Annotated in this window: 16 protein-coding genes and 2 pseudogenes; 7 read left to right on the top strand and 11 right to left on the bottom strand. The window is 58.9% G+C overall.

Going from position 1 to position 17,727, the window contains the following annotated elements:
- Nucleotides 1-126 precede the first annotated feature (126 nt).
- Nucleotides 127-525 (bottom strand): annotated as a pseudogene (locus ACIPSK_RS14895) (winged helix-turn-helix transcriptional regulator); the annotation flags it as partial.
- 178 nt (nt 526-703) lie between these two features.
- Here ACIPSK_RS14895 and ACIPSK_RS14890 point away from each other — a divergent pair.
- Nucleotides 704-1,030 (top strand): DUF1330 domain-containing protein, encoded by a 327-nt coding sequence (locus ACIPSK_RS14890; protein WP_017966951.1) that lies wholly within the window; start codon nt 704-706, stop codon nt 1,028-1,030.
- Between the two features lie 156 nt (nt 1,031-1,186).
- The gene (locus ACIPSK_RS14885; RefSeq protein ID WP_050561853.1) at nt 1,187-1,687 is read left to right on the top strand and encodes a hypothetical protein; all 501 of its coding nucleotides are present in this window, start codon (nt 1,187-1,189) and stop codon (nt 1,685-1,687) included.
- 377 nt (nt 1,688-2,064) lie between these two features.
- Here the strand turns inward: ACIPSK_RS14885 and ACIPSK_RS14880 are convergent.
- From ACIPSK_RS14880 to ACIPSK_RS14865, 4 genes and pseudogenes are all read right to left on the bottom strand, one after another.
- A pseudogene (locus ACIPSK_RS14880) lies at nt 2,065-2,328 on the bottom strand (transposase); the annotation flags it as partial.
- A gap of 7 nt (nt 2,329-2,335) precedes the next feature.
- Nucleotides 2,336-3,781, bottom strand: coding sequence for an HlyD family type I secretion periplasmic adaptor subunit (locus ACIPSK_RS14875; RefSeq protein WP_162117870.1), 1,446 nt, complete (start codon nt 3,779-3,781; stop codon nt 2,336-2,338).
- Nucleotides 3,782-3,795: 14 nt separating this feature from the next.
- Nucleotides 3,796-5,511 (bottom strand): type I secretion system permease/ATPase, encoded by a 1,716-nt coding sequence (locus ACIPSK_RS14870; RefSeq protein ID WP_017966955.1) that lies wholly within the window; start codon nt 5,509-5,511, stop codon nt 3,796-3,798.
- 90 nt (nt 5,512-5,601) lie between these two features.
- Nucleotides 5,602-6,177: a PE-PGRS family protein gene (locus ACIPSK_RS14865; RefSeq protein WP_162117869.1), complete on the bottom strand. Its 576-nt coding sequence runs from the start codon at nt 6,175-6,177 to the stop codon at nt 5,602-5,604.
- A 600-nt stretch (nt 6,178-6,777) separates the two neighbouring features.
- Here ACIPSK_RS14865 and ACIPSK_RS14860 point away from each other — a divergent pair.
- The 3 genes from ACIPSK_RS14860 to ACIPSK_RS14850 all read left to right on the top strand — a co-directional run bounded on the left by ACIPSK_RS14860 (nt 6,778) and on the right by ACIPSK_RS14850 (nt 9,933).
- A complete protein-coding gene (locus ACIPSK_RS14860; RefSeq protein WP_162117868.1) occupies nt 6,778-7,866 on the top strand; it encodes a hypothetical protein in 1,089 nt (362 codons plus the stop codon).
- A 793-nt stretch (nt 7,867-8,659) separates the two neighbouring features.
- A complete protein-coding gene (locus ACIPSK_RS14855; RefSeq protein WP_162117867.1) occupies nt 8,660-9,424 on the top strand; it encodes a LuxR C-terminal-related transcriptional regulator in 765 nt (254 codons plus the stop codon).
- A 251-nt stretch (nt 9,425-9,675) separates the two neighbouring features.
- Nucleotides 9,676-9,933 (top strand): hypothetical protein, encoded by a 258-nt coding sequence (locus ACIPSK_RS14850; RefSeq protein WP_210254199.1) that lies wholly within the window; start codon nt 9,676-9,678, stop codon nt 9,931-9,933.
- A gap of 3 nt (nt 9,934-9,936) precedes the next feature.
- Here the strand turns inward: ACIPSK_RS14850 and ACIPSK_RS14845 are convergent, their stop codons facing one another.
- The 6 genes from ACIPSK_RS14845 to ACIPSK_RS14820 all read right to left on the bottom strand — a co-directional run bounded on the left by ACIPSK_RS14845 (nt 9,937) and on the right by ACIPSK_RS14820 (nt 15,268).
- Complete coding sequence (locus ACIPSK_RS14845; protein ID WP_162117866.1) at nt 9,937-10,662, bottom strand: SDR family oxidoreductase; 726 nt, start codon at nt 10,660-10,662, stop codon at nt 9,937-9,939.
- 11 nt (nt 10,663-10,673) lie between these two features.
- Nucleotides 10,674-11,735: an ABC transporter ATP-binding protein gene (locus ACIPSK_RS14840; protein WP_017966965.1), complete on the bottom strand. Its 1,062-nt coding sequence runs from the start codon at nt 11,733-11,735 to the stop codon at nt 10,674-10,676.
- Between the two features lie 60 nt (nt 11,736-11,795).
- On the bottom strand, nt 11,796-12,002 hold the full coding sequence (locus ACIPSK_RS14835) for a DUF2160 family membrane protein (RefSeq protein WP_017966966.1): 207 nt from the start codon (nt 12,000-12,002) through the stop codon (nt 11,796-11,798).
- Between the two features lie 4 nt (nt 12,003-12,006).
- Complete coding sequence (locus ACIPSK_RS14830; RefSeq protein ID WP_017966967.1) at nt 12,007-12,843, bottom strand: carbohydrate ABC transporter permease; 837 nt, start codon at nt 12,841-12,843, stop codon at nt 12,007-12,009.
- 4 nt (nt 12,844-12,847) lie between these two features.
- The gene (locus ACIPSK_RS14825) at nt 12,848-13,723 is read right to left on the bottom strand and encodes a carbohydrate ABC transporter permease (protein WP_017966968.1); all 876 of its coding nucleotides are present in this window, start codon (nt 13,721-13,723) and stop codon (nt 12,848-12,850) included.
- Between the two features lie 96 nt (nt 13,724-13,819).
- Entirely contained in the window at nt 13,820-15,268 is a 1,449-nt protein-coding gene (locus ACIPSK_RS14820; protein WP_210254198.1) for an extracellular solute-binding protein, read from the bottom strand.
- A 282-nt stretch (nt 15,269-15,550) separates the two neighbouring features.
- Between ACIPSK_RS14820 and ACIPSK_RS14815 the strand changes: the two genes are divergently transcribed.
- Together ACIPSK_RS14815 and ACIPSK_RS14810 are read left to right on the top strand one after the other, a co-directional pair.
- Entirely contained in the window at nt 15,551-16,435 is an 885-nt protein-coding gene (locus ACIPSK_RS14815; RefSeq protein WP_162117864.1) for a sugar phosphate isomerase/epimerase family protein, read from the top strand.
- Nucleotides 16,436-16,497: 62 nt separating this feature from the next.
- Entirely contained in the window at nt 16,498-17,724 is a 1,227-nt protein-coding gene (locus tag ACIPSK_RS14810) for an ROK family transcriptional regulator (RefSeq protein WP_162117863.1), read from the top strand.
- Nucleotides 17,725-17,727: the final 3 nt, after the last annotated feature.

Here is a 17,727-nt window from a genome sequence, read left to right as displayed (position 1 = left end):
CAAGCTCGGCGGCTGGAACGGCTACGCCTCGGCCAAGCCGCCGGGCCCAATCACCTTCTTCAACGGCCTCAAATACTTTCGAGCCGTCGCCGATGGATGGGCTTTGCGAGATATGTATATGCCCTAGTCGGGTAGCGGGGAAGGGTTCAAATTGCGCCGCATGTCCCACATCAGAAGCGACGGATCGAGATTCTTCAGAGATAGCCGGGATTCGACCCATTTTTGTCCCCAGAAGCCCATCGCTTCGACGACGGGGCGCAAATCACGGCCCGCTTCCGTCAGCTGATATTCGAATATTCCCTTCTCGCCCTGGACCTCCTTGCGCACGACGATTCCCGCCAGCTCGAGCTCCTTGAGCCGTTGCGACAGAAGGGTCGGCGACATTTTTGGCACGCCCCGGCGCAGATCGTTGAAACGGGTCGACCCCGCCACCAATTCGCGCATCAGTACCATCGTCCAGCGGGTGCACAGCACCTCGGCGGCCATCGATAGCGGGCAGAACTGTTTGTATCCGTGCTCAGTCATGATTTTAGCCTCTCCTTCCAACCTCTCGGGAACCATAGGCCTTCGCCCGCGGCGCGGCGAGTACAGAAACTGTACCGGCCCAGTACAGTTCGAGGACTGGCTGGCGGGCCCCCTACCGTGCGAGCCCTTTGTCCGGTGCACGGGATGGCCTGTGCGCGGCAACCAGGAGACATAACCCATGACCGTTTACGTCATTGCAGACATCAAGGTGAAGGACCCACAGTGGATGCCGGCCTACGCCGCTTCGGTCCACGACCTCGTTCACAAGCACGGAGGCAGATATCTGTCGCGCAGCGGCAACGTGGAGACGCTTGAAGGCAAGCCGCTCGACACAACCCTGATCGCCCTGATGGAGTTCCCGTCGGAGGCGGCGGCGCGCGCCTTCACCAACGATCCCGCCTATGCTCCCTTCGTGTCGGCCCGTCAGGGCGGCAGCGACAGCCGTTTCCAGTTGATCGACAACACCGATCTGGCCGGAACGATTTCCTATCTGCCGAAGGGGTGATTCTTCCCGGAACTCGTAGCCTCGAATTCGGGATCACCAAGCAACAACAGTCACAGCGCTTGCCTATCGGACCTTCATATTTTCGACGGCCGGCCCGCTGTGCTTCTCAGGAAGAATGGAATGAATATGACAATCAACTTTTACAACAGGCTTCTCATGGCCGCGGCCGTGCTGTCCGCCTGCGCCACATTCGCACAGGCGCATCAGAAGGCCGCCGCGCCTGAAACCGGTCCCAATCCGCTGGCCGACAAGGTTCGGGCTGCGAACAGCCGTTTTCTTGACGTCAAGGCTGCCACATCGGAGGGCTATGCGCCCATCCCCTGCGCCAGCGGCATCACCGGCGGGGCTATGGGCATTCATTATGTCAATGGCCAGTATTTGAAGGACGACAAGATCGATCTGGCTCGCCCCGAAGCCGTCATGTACGAGCCGATGGCCGACGGCACGCTCAAGCTGGTAGCGGTCGAATACATTACCTCGAAGGGGCCGGCCGCGCTGGACGGACATCTGTTCAATTTCAACAGCGCGCCCAACCGCTACGGCCTGGGTGAATTCTACGAACTGCATGTCTGGGCCTGGAAGGGCAACCCGACCGGTACTTTCGCCGACATGAATCCGAAGGTGTCATGCGATCCGACGACCGCCCCAAGCCAATAGAGGATCAGGCCGGGCGGCGCCATTGCCGCCTGGCCGTTCGGCCGGCTCCCGCCGGAAGGCGCCTCCGAGCGTCAAGGTCCGCGACTTTGGGGGCCAGGCCCTCGGCAGGTGGCGCCCTACGGAGGTCCACGACGTGGCCGCCAACGGGGCTTCGTCAGTGTCGGCATCATCGCCCGCACGACCGAGTTCGTGGCTGCCGAGACCGCACGTGGCGCCAGCGCATTGGAGTGTGGGCGTTATCCGCGCGCCCGACGCCGAGATGGCGAGCCTCAACATCGCTGGCGACCCCTTCCACCCCAAAGGAATTACACGATCAAACTGCGCCAGCCGCCGTAATCGTGCTATTATTGTTCGAAGTCGCCTTAGTGTCGCCCTTTCAATGTCTTCGCCAGCATCTCGCTCAGTGTTGCCGCCGAGAGCATGGATTCGGCCAAAAGTTTCTTGAGCTTCTGGTTCTCTTCCTCCAGTGCTCTCAACCTTTTGGCATGGAGACCGACATTCCCGAACTGCAGGGATTGCCACCGATAGAAGGTCGGCTCGCTGATACCGTGCTTGTGGCAAACATCTGCCACCGTCACCCCGGCTTGGTGCTCCTTCAGAATACCGGTAATCTGGTCGTCGTCGAATTTTCGTTTGCCCATCACGGTCTCAGTCCTCGCGAAATGCTCTGTTGAAACTGTCGAGCAGTGGTCTGACAGCATAGAGCGCTACGCTGCTTTTGCCGGTTTCGATCAGTGTCTGTGCGGGCATGCCGGCGACCAGCTCGACATCTTTCATTTTCGCCAACCGCTCGTCCGTGACACGGATCGTCGCGGCAAAGTAGGGTTGGCCGCTCTGCGTATCGGTGAGGCGGTCGGCTGACACATACTCCACCCGTCCTTTCAGGAGGGGAACGCGCCGCTGATTGTATGGAAGAAGGTGCACCTGTGCCTCCAGCCCCGCATGGACAAGATTGATGTCCTCCGGTCTGACATGGGCAGACACGATCAGGCGATCGGAGCGTGGCAGAAGATCGACCAGCGGTTCGCCCGCGCCGATCACGCCACCTGATGTGTGGATGCGCAGGTTCATGATTGTTCCATCTTCGGGAGCCCGGATATCGGTCCTTGAAAGTTGGTCGTCGATCGCCCGCAGGCGCTCGCGCAATTGCATGATCCGGCTTTCCGTATCGCGCATGCCTTGGGCGACTTCGCTCAACCGGTCGCTCTCAAGCTTTGCGAGATCGGCCTGCGACTCGCTGATCACCTGGTAGGCGCGAGAGATCTGTGCCTCGACTTGGCCCTGCTGGCCGTCAAGGTCTGCTTTTTCGCGCTCGAGGTTGAGAAGCCTGCTCCTTCGTTCCAGGCCCTTGGCGGCGAGCACCGTAACCTGATCCAGTTCTTCCTGCGAGATTGCGGCTCTGTCGGCCAGTGCCGCCTTCTGCGCGCCAAGCCCGACGATTTCCTGCCGCACCTGCGCGATTTTTTCATTGCCAATCTGAATTTCCGCCTGCATGACCCGGCGGCGGGCCTCGAAGATTTTCTGTTGCCCGATCAGAATCGCGCTGACCGAAGGATATTTGTCCATGGCTGCCCTGAGATCCTCGGGATAGGCGACATGGTCGCCGCCCGTCTGCTCGGCAAGCAGGCGGGCGCGGCTTCCTTCGGCGTCCCAAAGCTGCCCCTGGATACTGTCGCGCTCCGAGCGAGACTTCGTATCGTCGAGTGCTATTACGATTTGCCCGGCCACCACCGTATCGCCGTTCCTGACGAGGATCCGTCGGACAATCCCGCCCTCCAGATGCTGAATGGTCTTGCGGCTGGACTCCGGTTCGATAACACCCGATGCGACCGCAGCGCTTTGCAGCGGCGCCAGGACCGACCAGATTCCCAATCCGACGATGAAGACCAGGATCAACAGGTTCCCCGTCCAGACAACTCCTCTGAGTCCCGGCATCGGCGAAGGGGGGGCGGGTCCGCGCTGTTTCTGTTCGATCACCGGCAAATAGGCCGTCTGTTGCCTGGCTGTCGCTGTCGGTCGTTGAGCCAACTGCCGACCCGTCCTTGACGAATTTGATAATTTCGCCGGCGTTGCATCCAGTTGAACAAGGGTCATGGCAGCATTTCTCCCTACGTTCCTGTTCGCGACGGTGGTTGAAGATAAGTTTCGTAAATCCGCTCGCTGTCGCCGAAGGCAGCAACCGTCCCGTTACGCATGATGGCAATCTTGTTGGTGGCCGGCAGGATACCCATCCGGTGCGTTATGATAACAACGGTCATTCCCCTGGACTTCATGCGCTCGATTGCCGCAAACAGCATGCGTTCGCCGTCATAATCCAAACTCGAATTCGGATCGTCGAGAACGATGAGTGACGGATTCCCATAAGCCGCCCGTGCCAGTCCCAGCTGTTGGCGCTGAGCCCGAAGGAGCAGGTTTCCACCGTCACCGATATCGGTCTCGTAGCCCTGCGGCAGCCGCATGATGGCTTCGTGCAATCCAACCAGCTTTGCGGCGTCGATCGCTTTGCCGGGGTCTCCCCCGTCCAGCCGGCCGATCACATCCTTGATTGCTCCGCCGAAGAGTTCGATATCCTGCGGCAGGTATCCGACGTGACAGGTCCCCCCGCAAAGGCGCAGAGCCGAGATATCGACCCCACCGAGAAGAGCATATCCGCTCGTTGCCGGCACAACGCCTGCCATGATGCGACCCAATGTCGATTTTCCCGATCCCGACGGACCGATGAGAGCTATGCAATCGCCTGGCGCGAGCCGCAATGTGATATCAGTCAGTATTGGCCGATCGGCGAATGGCTTGAAATAGCTGACGTTTTCGAGAACGAGGCCATTGGGTTCCGGTCGCGGCACCATTCGGGCGTCGCGTTCCGATGCCACTGTAATCAGCATTCTGTTCAAGCGATTGAAGGCGTTGCGCGCAAACATGAAGGAGCGCCATGCGCCTATTGCGCCCTCGATCGGTGCGAGCCCGCGCCCGAGCAGCAGGCTCGCAACGAAGATGATTCCCGGACTGCCGCTGTTGACAAGCACCAGCCAGGTCGCCGATCCCATCATCAGGATCTGCGCCAGTGTGCGGATCGATTTGGAGAAACCAAGAATGATCTCCGTGCGATGCATCGCTATGTCCTGGGCCCTTCTTGCCATCTCCGCATCGCGATAGACGATCAGCGCTGCGCCATCCTGCATGCCCATTGCCCGGATCACCTCGATGTTTTTCAGCGCCGTCGCAAATCGGATATAGCTCCTCGAAAGGGCGAGATTGGCGTGGGCAAGCGGCTCGCGCGTCGCCAGTTCCGTCATGAACGCAAACAGCAGAAGTGCAACTGCGCACAGAAGACCGATGGTCCCAAGCAGCGGGTGAACAAGAAAGAGCAGAAGCAGGAATACCGGCGCCCAGGGAACGTCAAATAAAAGCGAGCTGGCCGGTGAATCGAGGAACTGGCGTAACGCGGCGAGATCCCTGTAACACTCTGTGGCGGCTCCCGTATCGGCGTGAGCGGCATATTCGAACGATGCGGTGAGCACCATGGGCCGTAGCCTGTGGTCCAACCAGCTGCCGATGCGCGAAAGAGCTGCCCTGCGCACGATATCGAGCGTCGACCCGACCAACACGGCGATGGCGATGATCATCGTCAGCATCAGGAGCGTGTCGGCGCTTCGGCTCGACAGGACCCTATCGTAGATCTGCAGGAGATAGATGGAAGGCGTGAGAAGAAAGAGATTGTAGCCGAAGCTGTAAACGAAGACCAAGCCGAAGGCTCCGGCACAGGCCCGGAGCGCAACAACGAGCTGCGTCGGCGGGCGCGGTGGCTTTATGGAAATTGTTGTCATTATCAGATCTCGCTGCACTTGATACTGACAAGAAGAGGATGCTTACCTTGAGGGCCGCCGGCCGAAACCAGCGGCCCTTGAGGTCTGAGTTCAGGAGCCGAGATGGTCGACGTCGATATGGCCGAAGGCGTTGATGAAGTGATCGAGAGAATTGGTCACCGTCGTCGTTTCGGGATCCGTGTGAACCAATGCCGACGAGATATCGCCGCCGTGAGCCATGTTTCCGTTGCCGCCGTTGCCGCCGACACCGGTGAGGATGGTGGCATGCTGATCGGCCATAAGCTGCGTATATTGTGTCGCGGTCGTCGCCGCAGCCACCGCAGCCGTGTCGCCGCCGCTTGTGTTTCCTTGACTGCCGTTGGAGTTGGAATCTCCGCCCGCGCCGCCGGCGCCGCTATGCGCGATTGCCGCTAGGAAGTTGTTCTGGGCTTGGCTAAAGCCACCGTTTCCGCCATGGCCGGCGTCCCAGTCTGCCGTCTGCCAAACGTGATCGCCGTTGTGCACATCGGTCGTTGCCCCGTAGACCTTTTGTGTGGGGTCGACATAGGCGACCGGGTTGTAGTTGATGTTCCCATCGTTGTGGCCATCACCACCGTTGCCGGCATTCGCGTCACCCGCATCCGGATGGTTGAGATGAATCGTGTCGGATATTTGTGGAATAGGCATTGATGTCACTCCTTCTAGTTGGTTTGCGAGTTAGTTTTTCACGGCTTTCCCCTAGGGCATGGGTATCAGCATGTCACCGCCAGCCAATACAACCGCAATCAAATACTGCCTGCGATTTAATCTGTGAACTATCTAGATATTCGGTGATGTTCCTTCGGATGTATACTTGCAGGTGACCGAGCGTTATTTTTGATTAGTACGAAGTGATTTGAGGCCGGATGGCATGGTCATGATCATGTCTGCGACCTCGTCGAAACGACGCCGCTTTTCGAAACAACGGCCGCCCAAGCGAACCGGCTGCATTCCGGGGTTCTGATCAGGCTGCGCTTGGCGGAGGAGACCCCCGCTTGGAGCTGAAAAGCCTTCATGACCCGCCGCGAGAACGAGGGTGCAAGATGTAGGGCCTCTAACCCAAACGAGGGTTGAGTGCTCGCAAACTTGCGGTCATGACGGCCAAATGGCTACAGAACTAGCCAAGTGGATGTAGACGAATTGCAGGCTCCGCTTTTCGGAGGTTCAGATGCACAATGCCTGAGCAATTAAGGCTGCATGGCGCCGCACGCTCGGGGGACATGCGGTTGACCGCGGATGGAGACGGTAATGGCGGAAACTAGTTCCTTATTGGAAGACCTGCCCAAGGCGGGCACCGATCAACACCTCGCCTCCAATGTGGCCGCGGGGCATCTGGCGCTGGTGCCGACTTGGCTTCCATTGGATGTCGCTTCCGGTCCGAGTTCTAATTCAGCCGGCAGCGGTGGTGACGGGATATGCGAAGGCGTGATCAGCAGCAACGCGCTGGCCGTCTTCATGCCGTCCAATGCCGCCATTGCGGGACCTCATTCGGGTGCCGACGCCTTCCAGGGCAATGATGCGCTCATCAATCAGCATCCCACCGAAATGGCGGGGATAGGCGGCAATGGCGGAAGTGGCAATGTCGCGATCGGCAGCGGTGATGGCGCCAGTCATGCCGGCACCGGCGGCAGTGGGCTTTTCTACGGTGGACTCGTAAGCACCGAAGTCGCGCTGTTTGCCCCCGTCAACACTGCCGTGGCTGCGGGCCCTGGCGCGGAGGCTCACGCCGAGCAATCGAACAACGCCCTGTTCCTGCAGGGCGCAACCCAGATCGGCGGCATGGGGGGCTCGGGCGGAGATCATAACGTCGCGAGCCATGGCCCGTCGATGAGCCCTGGAACTGCGCTTACATTGACCGGCGACTATTATGCAGGCCACGGCGGCGATGGATATTTCGTCGGCACTATGGTCGACGTGAGTATCGCCATCTTCTCGCCGATTAACATCGCCATCGGCGCCGCGGGCGGCTCGGCGGAGGCCCATCAGACAAACAATGTCATTTTCGATCAAGGCGCTGTGCAGATCGCAGGCATCGGCGGCAATGGCGGTGGCTTCAACCTGTCGTCAGACACGATTTTCACCGGCAACCATGCGGGCGGCGGTGGCGGCGTAGGATCGTCGGCCGGCAGCATGGTCGATGTCAATTTCGGCTATTTCCATCCCATCAACATTGCCGTTCCGGCTGGCGGGACGGCGGACGCCCAACAGATCGACCATGTTCTCTATGACCAACATGCGCTCCAGTTGGCCGGCATCGCGGGTCACGGCGGAGAAGGCAACCTCACCGACGCCCATTCGGCTCTCGTAGACGACATTCTGGCCTTCATGCATAGCTAGAGCAGGATGATTTTAAGCCGGGTCGCCGAAAACCGCTCACACGGCATCATTCTCCAGGGGATAGAATCCCGGCTTGCTTTGCAGAGGCTCAACCGCACGAAACCGTTCTTCGTGCGATCTTTCAAGCCATTGTGTTGAATTGTTTCCTCCGCCCGGCATTCGGCTCCTTGGCCGACATGGCACTGAACGGCGGGCTCACTGAGATCCCGAAAATTCCACAATGACCTCATCCGTATTGTCGCCGATTTCGGCCGCCAGGGGCCGTGACCTCCGGCCGCTATCGGTCGGTGCCGGCGCAGTGCTGCCTGCGGGAGAACAATGCTAACTGGTATTAATGCGTCACTAGAGCACGATTTTACTAATCATAACGGGTAGTCAGCCATCTCAGGCTTTTGCTGCTTTTCGCGTTTGTCGTTTTGCTGACCGGTCTGCGACTGCTTTGGATTGAGACATGGAAACAAAGCCGAGCCGATCGGCAACTCGTTATATCCAATGGCGCTTTCCGAAATGGGTCTGTAGCAGATTAGTTGCCTTTTCAATGCCTTTGAAAGCTTTGTTGACCCGCTTGCCATACGTTAATTCGGCGAAGGCTGGAAAGTCTGCAGCGACAAGTCGAACCAGCAGGACGTCATGAAAAATCTCTTAGCTGTTCTCTGCAAGCCCAGTTATCTATCATTGATATCTTATAGACTATAAGAATTATCATGAGAGATCAGACTATTAATATCTGAAATACACTCACTTTTTATCATGACATGTAATGAGAACAGGAATAATATGAATAGCTGTTGCGTTGCAAATATTCGTGGGGAGCACGCAAGTGTCCGACATTACTGGAACTAGGCGCCGTATGGGGCGCAATGCACCAACTGTGCTCATCGTCGAGCATTCTACATTGGCGCGCACCACCGTGGTGAAGCTTCTTGAGCGTGAACTCGGCGGATGGAACGTTATAGATTTGATCTCGACCGAGAGTCTCGAAAGTGCTCTTGGAACTGAGGTGCGTTTGATTGTATTGGGTCTGGCCGGCAGAAGTGTTGAGAGCACCAGCCTGCGTGATGATCTCGCGGCGATTGCCGCACGTTTTCCTGAGGCTCCTGTCACGTTGCTCTCAGGTACGGATGACGCCATCATAGCCCGTCAAGCACTCAAGATGGGCATCCGCGGCTTTTTCTCGACCTCACTTCCCATTGACATTGCTCTTGCCGGTCTTCGTCTCGTTCTGGCAGGAGGAACATTTTTCCCGCAGCTATTGGGAGCTGTTACAGCAGGCTCAAGCGAGCATATTCCGGCCAGAAATGAGGCCGAAAAAAGCTTGGATGACAGGACGCAGTACTTGGCGATTGCTGGTTTCACTCCCCGGGAAGCGGATGTCCTCGCAGAGCTGCAATGCGGCTGTTCAAATAAGGTCATTGCAGGAAAACTCAATTTGTCGGGGCATACGGTGAAGATGCATTTGCAACACATCATGCGTAAGTTACAGGCGCAGAACCGCACTGAAGTGGTTGCCCGCTTGATTCAAAGAGCCGCCAGTGAGCCTGACGCCTCGCCGAGTTAGGCGGCGTCGCCAGTGCGGGGGAGCCGTCTCAACGTTTTAGTTGGGTTTTCGGAGCACGGTTTGCCCCACCAAAGGCACCGAAGATTGCTCCCTGACTCAGGCCGTTGCCAATTGACGAGGATTGGCACACCCGTGCTGTCATCGCGCGGGCCAGGCATCGGCGGGGCGTTCGTTTCAACGGGTCTCATATCGTGATGCCTTGATCGGAACCGCGAGTCCGGCCGTCCGTTACCGTTTGAGGAACGGAGGACATGGACATGCGCAAGAAAAAAGCCATCGTCGAGGCGGCGCTCGAGTCTGAGTATGAGCGCCAGGCGCTCGGGATCATGAATACGGAGCAAGCTCTGAAGCTTGAGGATGCTGATGGTCTTGTTTTCAGCCATCCGGATAAAGAGGCCGGCGTGACGGATCACTTTGTTGATCAGGATGAACTGCGCCGATTGGTGCGGCGGTCAACGTCGCCGCTTCCGGTGTTGCAATCGCCGGGCCGCACTGCACGTTCGTCCTGAGCTTCAAGCAATCATGTAGCCGCCGTCCACCGGCATCGATATGCCGTTCACCATGGCCGCCTGATCGGAGAGCAGGAAAAGAACAACCTCGGCAATGTCTGCCGGCTCGGCGAAGCGACCGACGGGAATTCGCTTCATCATCCCTGCGGCCTTCTCGGGATCGCTCCATGCCTTCACCGCCATTGGCGTCAATGTCACAGTTGGGTGGACGCCGTTGGCGCGGATGCCGTGAGGCGCAAGCTCCTTGGCCATGACACGCGTCAAGCCATCCAACCCACCCTTCGATGCACAATAGGCAGCGTGGTCGGGGATGCCGACGAAGGATGCGACCGACGAGACGTTGACGATGGCGCCTGGACGGCCCTCCTTGATCAGCGAGCGGGCATATTCCTGGGCGATGATCATCGGAGCACGCGTGTTGACGGCGACAAGACGATCGAATGCTTCGACGGTTGTCTCCAGGAACGGCTGAAGCTCGGTCGTGCCGGCGCAGTTGACAAGGAAATCTGCGGGAAGGGCAGCGATGACAGCCTCTCTGGTCGCATCGGCGTCTGCGAGATCGACCTGGATTGCCCGGCAGCCGAATTGCCCTCGCAGCGCTTCGACGTCAGCGCCGCTGCGGGTCAGAGCGACGACATGCGCACCCCGTTCGGCGAGCATCCTTACAATTTCGCGTCCGATGCCTTTGCCGGCGCCGGTCACGATCACCGTCTTTCCTTTGAACTCCATGGGTCGTCCTCCTACAGTCTCTGGCCTGTTTCCCGATCGAAGATATGCGCACGTCGGGGATCGATGTGGAAGTACATCGTCCGTCCGGGATCGACCTCGATACGCTCGCGGATCAGGGCGTCGATCGGCACGCCTCCCGTGCGGCCGAAGATCAATGTCTCCGAACCCGTCGGCTCGAATACCGATACCTCCACAGGAACGCCTTCTTCGCCGATTGTGATGTGTTCCGGTCGGATGCCGTAGGTAACGGCTCTTCCTTCATCCGCATTTGTGTCTGCCATCGGAAGGGCGATGCCCTGGTCGGTGACGACGATCTTCCTGCCGTCGCGGATGGCTATGCGGCCCTGGAGGAAGTTCATCGATGGGCTGCCGATGAAGCCGGCGACGAAGAGGTTGACCGGGAAGTCGTAAAGATCGAGAGGCTTGCCGATCTGCTCGACCCTGCCGTCGCGCATCACCACGATCTTGTTGGCCATCGTCATCGCTTCGATCTGATCGTGCGTGACGTAAACCGTGGTGGTCTTCAGTCGCTGGTGAAGCTCCTTGATTTCGACGCGCATGGTGACGCGGAGTTTGGCGTCGAGGTTCGACAACGGTTCGTCGAACAGGAAGACTTGCGGATCGCGAACGATGGCACGGCCCATTGCCACGCGTTGACGCTGTCCGCCCGATAGTTGCTTCGGATAGCGGTCAAGATAGGGCGTCAGGTCGAGGATCTCGGCTGCCCTGCCGACCTTCTCGTCGATCTCCGCTTTCGGTCGCTTGGCCATCTTCAGCGGAAAGCCCATATTCTCGGCGACCGTCTTGTGGGGATAGAGCGCGTAGCTCTGAAACACCATCGCGATGTCACGCTCCTTCGGGGGAGCGTTGGTGACGACACGGCTGCCGATTCGGATGTCTCCGCTGCTGACCGTCTCCAGCCCGGCGATCATCCGGAGCAGGGTGGATTTGCCGCAACCGGATGGACCGACCAGCACGACGAATTCGCCGTCCTCGATGTCGACGCTGACGCCGTGCATGACCTGAAGAGAGCCATATTTCTTGGTGACGTCGCTAACCTGTACGTTTGCCAATGTCGTTCCCCCTAGCGCAGCGCGGCTTGTGACTTGATGTCGTTGACAGAATTCATCGGCTCATCCCTTCCAGACGACGTAGGCGCCAAGGACTGCCGAGATCGCCGCAGCGAACCAAACCGAAAGCCCGAACGGTTCGATGAACCGCATCCAGAACAGCGAGAGCGCAACCCAGATCACGATCGAGATGAAGAGCCGGTCGAACCAGTTCGTTTCGATCGGCAGAAACCCCGGCTTGCGTTCGTTATTTCCTGATTGAGACGTCATCGTTTCATCCTTTCACGGCGCCGAAGGTCAGGCCGGCGACGATGTGACGCTGCACCACCGAAAAGACGATGAGCGCCGGAACCAATGTCAGCATGGAGATCGCGGCCATGATGCCCCAGGCCGTGCCCGTGGTCGTCACATATTCCGACAAGCCGGTGGTCAAGGTGCGCGCATGGAAGTTGGTGAGCGTCGCCGCCAGCAGGTATTCGTTCCACGCAAACACCCAGGTCAGGATCAGCGTCACCGCAAGTCCGGGCCGTGCCAAAGGAAAGATGATGTCATAGAGGACGGTCCATGGGCTCGCGCCGTCCATATAGGCCGCCTCGTCCAACTCCTTCGGAATGCCGTCCACGGTCGGGCGCAGCGTCCAGATGGCGAAGGGAAGGTTGAAGGAGCAATAGACCAGGATCATGCCCAGCTTGGAATCGGCGAGCGAGAAGTCGCCGATCCTGTAGACCTGCGTCAAAAGCAGGAAAAGCGGCAGCAGGAAGACCGCCGGCGGCGCCATGCGGTTGGTGATCGTCCAGAAGAAGATGCTTTCCTTGCCGGCGAGGTCGAAGCGCGTCAGGGCGTAGCAGGCAAGGAAGCCGAGCGTGGTGACGAGCAGCGCGTTGCCTGACGAAATGATCAGCGAGTTGAGCATGTAGCCGCGCAAGGTCGGATTGGTCAGCACGTCCTGATAATTCTTCCAGAAGAAGCTCCGGAGAATGACATCGGGCGTCGAGAACAGGTCGAAGGGCTGTTTCACCGATATGACGAAGAGCCAGTAGATCGGGAAAAGGGTGATGAAGCTTATCAAGGTCCACAGGAGGGCTGGAAGCCAGGGATTTTTGGTCTTCATCGCTTCAACCTCTCTTCACGCGGGGTGCAATCAGGCCGACGTAGAGCAGCCAGCAAACGACGATGGTGAGATAGAGGACGATGACGGAGATCGCCGAACCGTAGCCGTAATTCGTCTTGGGAAAGACTTCCCTGAATATATGGACACCGATGTAGCGCGTCGATGAACCCGGACCGCCTCCGGTCAGCATCAGGACTTCGTCGACGGTGCGCAGCGCGTCCATGAGCCTGATGAACACGGTGGCCAGCATGGCCGGCCGGATCAGGGGGAGCGTGATGTGCCAGAAGATCTGGCTCTTGCCGGCGCCGTCGATCTGCGCCTGCTCGAACGGGTCTGATGGAAGCGAGACGAGTGCGGCGATCAGCGAGAGGGTGACGAGCGGCGTCCAGTGCCAGATGTCCATGATGACAGTGACCGTGAAGGCCGCAACGGCGCTCTGGCCAATATTCAGATCGTAGCCGAACCAGCTTCTGAGAAGATAGGGAATGATGCCGATGGACGGGGTAGTCATCAGCTTCCAGACTGAGCCGACGATGATCGGCGCCATGATCAGCGGTAGAGTATGGATCGTGCGAAACACTGCCTTTCCGGGAAAGTCCTTGAGCAGCGCCTGGGCGAGGATGTAGCCGAGGACCAGTTCCGACACGACCGCGAAGAAGACGAATGCCAGGGTGATGCCGAGCGATGCCAGAAACTGCGGGTCGAAGACGAGCCGCCGATAGTTCTCAGCCCAGTTGAAAATCATGCCCGGATTGGCCGCGAACGGGTTCCATGAATGGAAAGACACCCAGAGGACGTAGATGAAAGGAAAGATCCCGAACAATCCGAGGATCACTATGGTCGGTGACAGCAACAGCCACCCGAGCTTCTGCGAATGCATCGCCTGTCCCCCATTGAACACTAAGTGGATGTCCGCTCCATCTGGAACGGAAGATGACGGGTCGCCGGAGCGACCCGTCAAGTTGGGGAGGATGTCTTATTTGCGATAGCCGAGCGAGGTGAGCTCCTCTTCGGCCTTGGCCGCCATCTGATCGAGGCCTGCATCGGGCCCGATCTTGCCGGTCAGGATGTCATAGAAGATAGGCGCGGTCGCTTCACGTACCTGCGCATGGAAGGGGTAGGGAGGAGCGCCGGCGAAGAGCTTGCCCTCGTCCTTCAGCATTGTGTAGAAGCCGCCGAGCTTGACGTCCATCTCCTTCACCTTCGGATCGTCGAACGTCGCCGTATTGGTGATGCGCGGTGCGGCGATCGCCCAATCGGGCTGCACGTCGTTTTGGCCGATGAATTCGAGGAAGAGCAGCGAGGCTTCCTTGTTCTTGGACGTGACCGGCACGCCGAAGGCGCCGCCGTCGTAGTAGCCGATATAGCCCTTTCCGGCTTTCGCGTCGTCCAGCACGCCCGGCTCGAGCGGCGGCAGAGCAAACCCGACCTGGCCGACCACCTTCGACTGCGCTGGATCGCTTGCGATCCAGGCGGCATTCTCACCGTAGATCAGCCCCTGGGCGACACGGCCGGCGGCGAAGGTCGTTGCTGTTTCCGTCCAGGTTGACTGCGTCGATTCCGGAGGAGCAATGTCGCGCAGGTGCAGCCAGTACTTCAACGCGGCCTTCGCCTTGTCGCTGTTCATCGCGCCGCCATGTTCGACCGTCGCCGCATAGTTGTTCTTGGCGTCGATGCCCCAATTGTAGACGCCGAAGGTCGGCACGATGGACTCGAAGAATTCATACCAGGACGCCGGATGGCCTGTATGTGCCTGGGCGGTCGTGCCCCAGAGCTCCATGCCGTTATCCTTGCCGTACTTCGTGAAGAATTCGGCGATCTGGGTGTATTCCGCGTGTGTGGTGGCCGGCTTCAAGTCCTTGCCGGTTTCCTTCTTGAAGGCTTCCTTGATCTTCGGATCTTCGAAGAGGTCCTTGCGATAGAGATAGGTCTTCAGGAAGGCTTCCATCGGAACGCCGAAGAGATCGCCGCTCGCGTCCTTGAAGTAGTTGGCAAAGCTGGTGAAGTTCGCATCGTCGTAGGTCGGCGCCTTCAGATCAGCCTGGTCTTTCAGCGTCTTGGTGATGTCGACGAGGAAATTCCTGGCGAGATAGGAATAGATGATGTCCTGCTCGATATAGACCATGTCATAGATGCCGGTCTTGGCTTCCATGTCCTTGATGGCCTTGTCATACATCTGATCCCATGACGTCGTCTCGATGTCGACCTTGATGCCGGTCTTCTTTTCGAATTCCGGAGCGAGCACGTTCTTGATGTAGTTCGATGGCGGGGTGCTTTCGGTGACGCCGTGCAGCGTCACGCCTTTGAATTTGGCGCCGGCGTCGGACCAGAAGTCAGCCCAGGCAGGCGAAGCAGTGGCGGCGAGGCTGAGCGTCAGCGCAAGCGCGCTAGCCTTCAAAGCATAATTCATTTTCAATCCTCCCATATTGCAGCGAGATCATTTCGCCGGTCCTTTGTGTAGGCCAAAAAAACTGGCAGCGCAATATTTGTTGTCTAAACATGCAAATCGCGGGTCTATCCCATTGATTTTTGCAGAAACTAATTTCGGGCAGAGGATGAAATGCAATGGGCAGAGATATAAAATATTGCGTTGCAAAGAGATTTTGCAAAGCAGCAAAAGATTTTCAGCCGAAATTATTTGTTGTCTCTCCAAACTAAATGGCATAGCACTGTGCGCAGCCAAAGGCATTTTTTGGAGGAAAAGGCTATGCGTCGATTGGGTATCCATTCATTTGTATGGACAGGCGGCCAAACGCAGGAAGGGCTGGAGATGGCCCTCAACAAGACGGCCGAACACGGATATCGCACCATCGAATTTGCCTATCTGCGCCCCGAGAAATTCAATCTGGATCGACTGGCAAAGCTTGCGCAGTCGCTTGATGTCGAGATTGGCGTGACGATGGGTCTGCCGCTCGACAAGGACGTATCGAGCGAGGATACCTCTGCGGTATCCGCTGGCAAGCAGACGCTGGCCGACGCCGTTCGTGCGGTCCGCGATATCGGCGGCAACAAACTCGGCGGGATTCTCTATTCCGCGCACACCAAATACAATCGCCAGCCGACGAAGAAGGGCTGGGATAACAGCGTCGCCGCGATCGCCGCGACCGCCGAAGTCGCGAGACAAGCGAACGTCGACCTGGTCCTGGAGGTTGTCAACCGGTTCGAGACGAACCTGCTGAACACGGCGGCGCAGGGGCTGAAGTTCATCGCCGAGACGGGATCGGAACATGTTCGTCTCCACCTCGACACGTTCCATATGAACATCGAGGAAGCCAATCCGGCGGCCGCGATCCGCCTGGCCGGCGACAAGATCGGCTACTTCCACATCGGCGAGAGCAATCGCGGCTATCTCGGCGACGGCGTCATCAACTTCGAACTGATCTTCGACGCTCTGCTCGACATCGACTACATCGGCGACATCGTATTCGAGAGCTTCTCGACGACGGTCGTCGACGAAGGCCTGTCGCTCGCCTGCGCGATCTGGCGCGACACCTGGGAGGATAATGATCCGCTTGCGGCGCACGCGAAGCGCTACATCGAGCTGAAATATGACGAGGCCAAGCGTCGCCGCGCCACAAACGCGCGGCCCTGATTATCCTTCTGACAGCCTGTTCCAGTCGTGTAAGGGTTGGGCGACTTGAAGGGAATTGAAATATGAACGACACCGTCTCCATCGGAAGTTCGCCGCGCAGGATCCGGCAGAACAATATCGTCGCCGCCTTGCAGACGATCTATGCTCACCGAAGCCTCAGCCGCGCGGATCTCGCCCGGAAGCTCGGGATGAATCGCTCATCCTCGGGAGAGATCGTCGCCGAACTGACGGAAGGCGGGTTCGTTCAGGAGTCGGACGAGAGCGGCAGGCAGCGCCTGGAACATTCCCGTGCCGGGCGCCCGGGCATCATGCTCGAACTGGTCCCCGATGCCGCATTCTTCGTCGGGATAGAGATTGGCGTCGAGCATATCTCGGCGGCAGTTATCGATCTCTCCGCCGACGTCCGGGCATGTCGGAAAATGGCGTTCGACAGCATGTCTTCGACGGTGGAGGAGGCCGTGGCGCAGGGCGTCGAGCTGATTGTCAGTGCGATGGAAAAGAGGATGATCGGGCGGTGCAAAGGTCTCGGCATATCGGCGCCGGCCCACATCCGGCCCGACGGAATTGTCACCCTCGCACCCATCATCGGCTGGCGAGAGGTGTCGTTGAAGGAGATTGGCCGATCCGCCTTCCTGGCCGCCTTCCCGGCCGCCGTTCCGATCGCGGTTGAAAACGATGCCAACGCCTTTGCGATCGGCGACAGCTATCGTCACGGCGCCGCAGGCGTGACCCTGTTCCTGCTCATGGAAACCGGCGTCGGCGGCGGCATCACGATCGATGGCAAGCTGTTCCGGGGCGGCCACGGCCTGGCGGGAGAAATCGGCCACACCCTGGTGCCGGGGAGCGGCGGTCAGAAGTTTGAACAACTGATCGGTCGCGAGGTGCTCATCAGGCAGTATCGTGAGGCTGTCGGCCGAGAGGACGCGGATCTGCAGGATTTCCTCAGCGGTGTTCGCGACCGTGTCCCGGCTGCCGTCAATATCGCCGAAACCTGGTCGCGCCATCTCGCATACGCATTGCTGCAGGCCTGTCGCCTGCTCGACCCCGACAGGATCGTGCTGGGTGGCTCCGTGGCATCCCTCTACCCGATGGTGGCCGCCCGCGTGGCGGTTCACATGTCGGAGGGGCAGAACATCCCTTTTCCCACGCCGGAGGTCGTCGTGGATGGTGATGCGGAGTTCGGTTCCGCCTTCGGGGCGGCATGCATGTTGCACCAGCGCTTTCTGTCATTGGAGAGCGAGGAGTTCGGCAGCGAGGACGGTGCGCCGGTCCAGGCACCGACGAGTTGACGA

Source organism: Rhizobium sp. LARHSG275 (assembly GCF_052871115.1).
The sequence above is the reverse complement of the archived record's forward strand: the minus strand, read 5'-3'. Positions and strand labels throughout refer to the sequence as shown.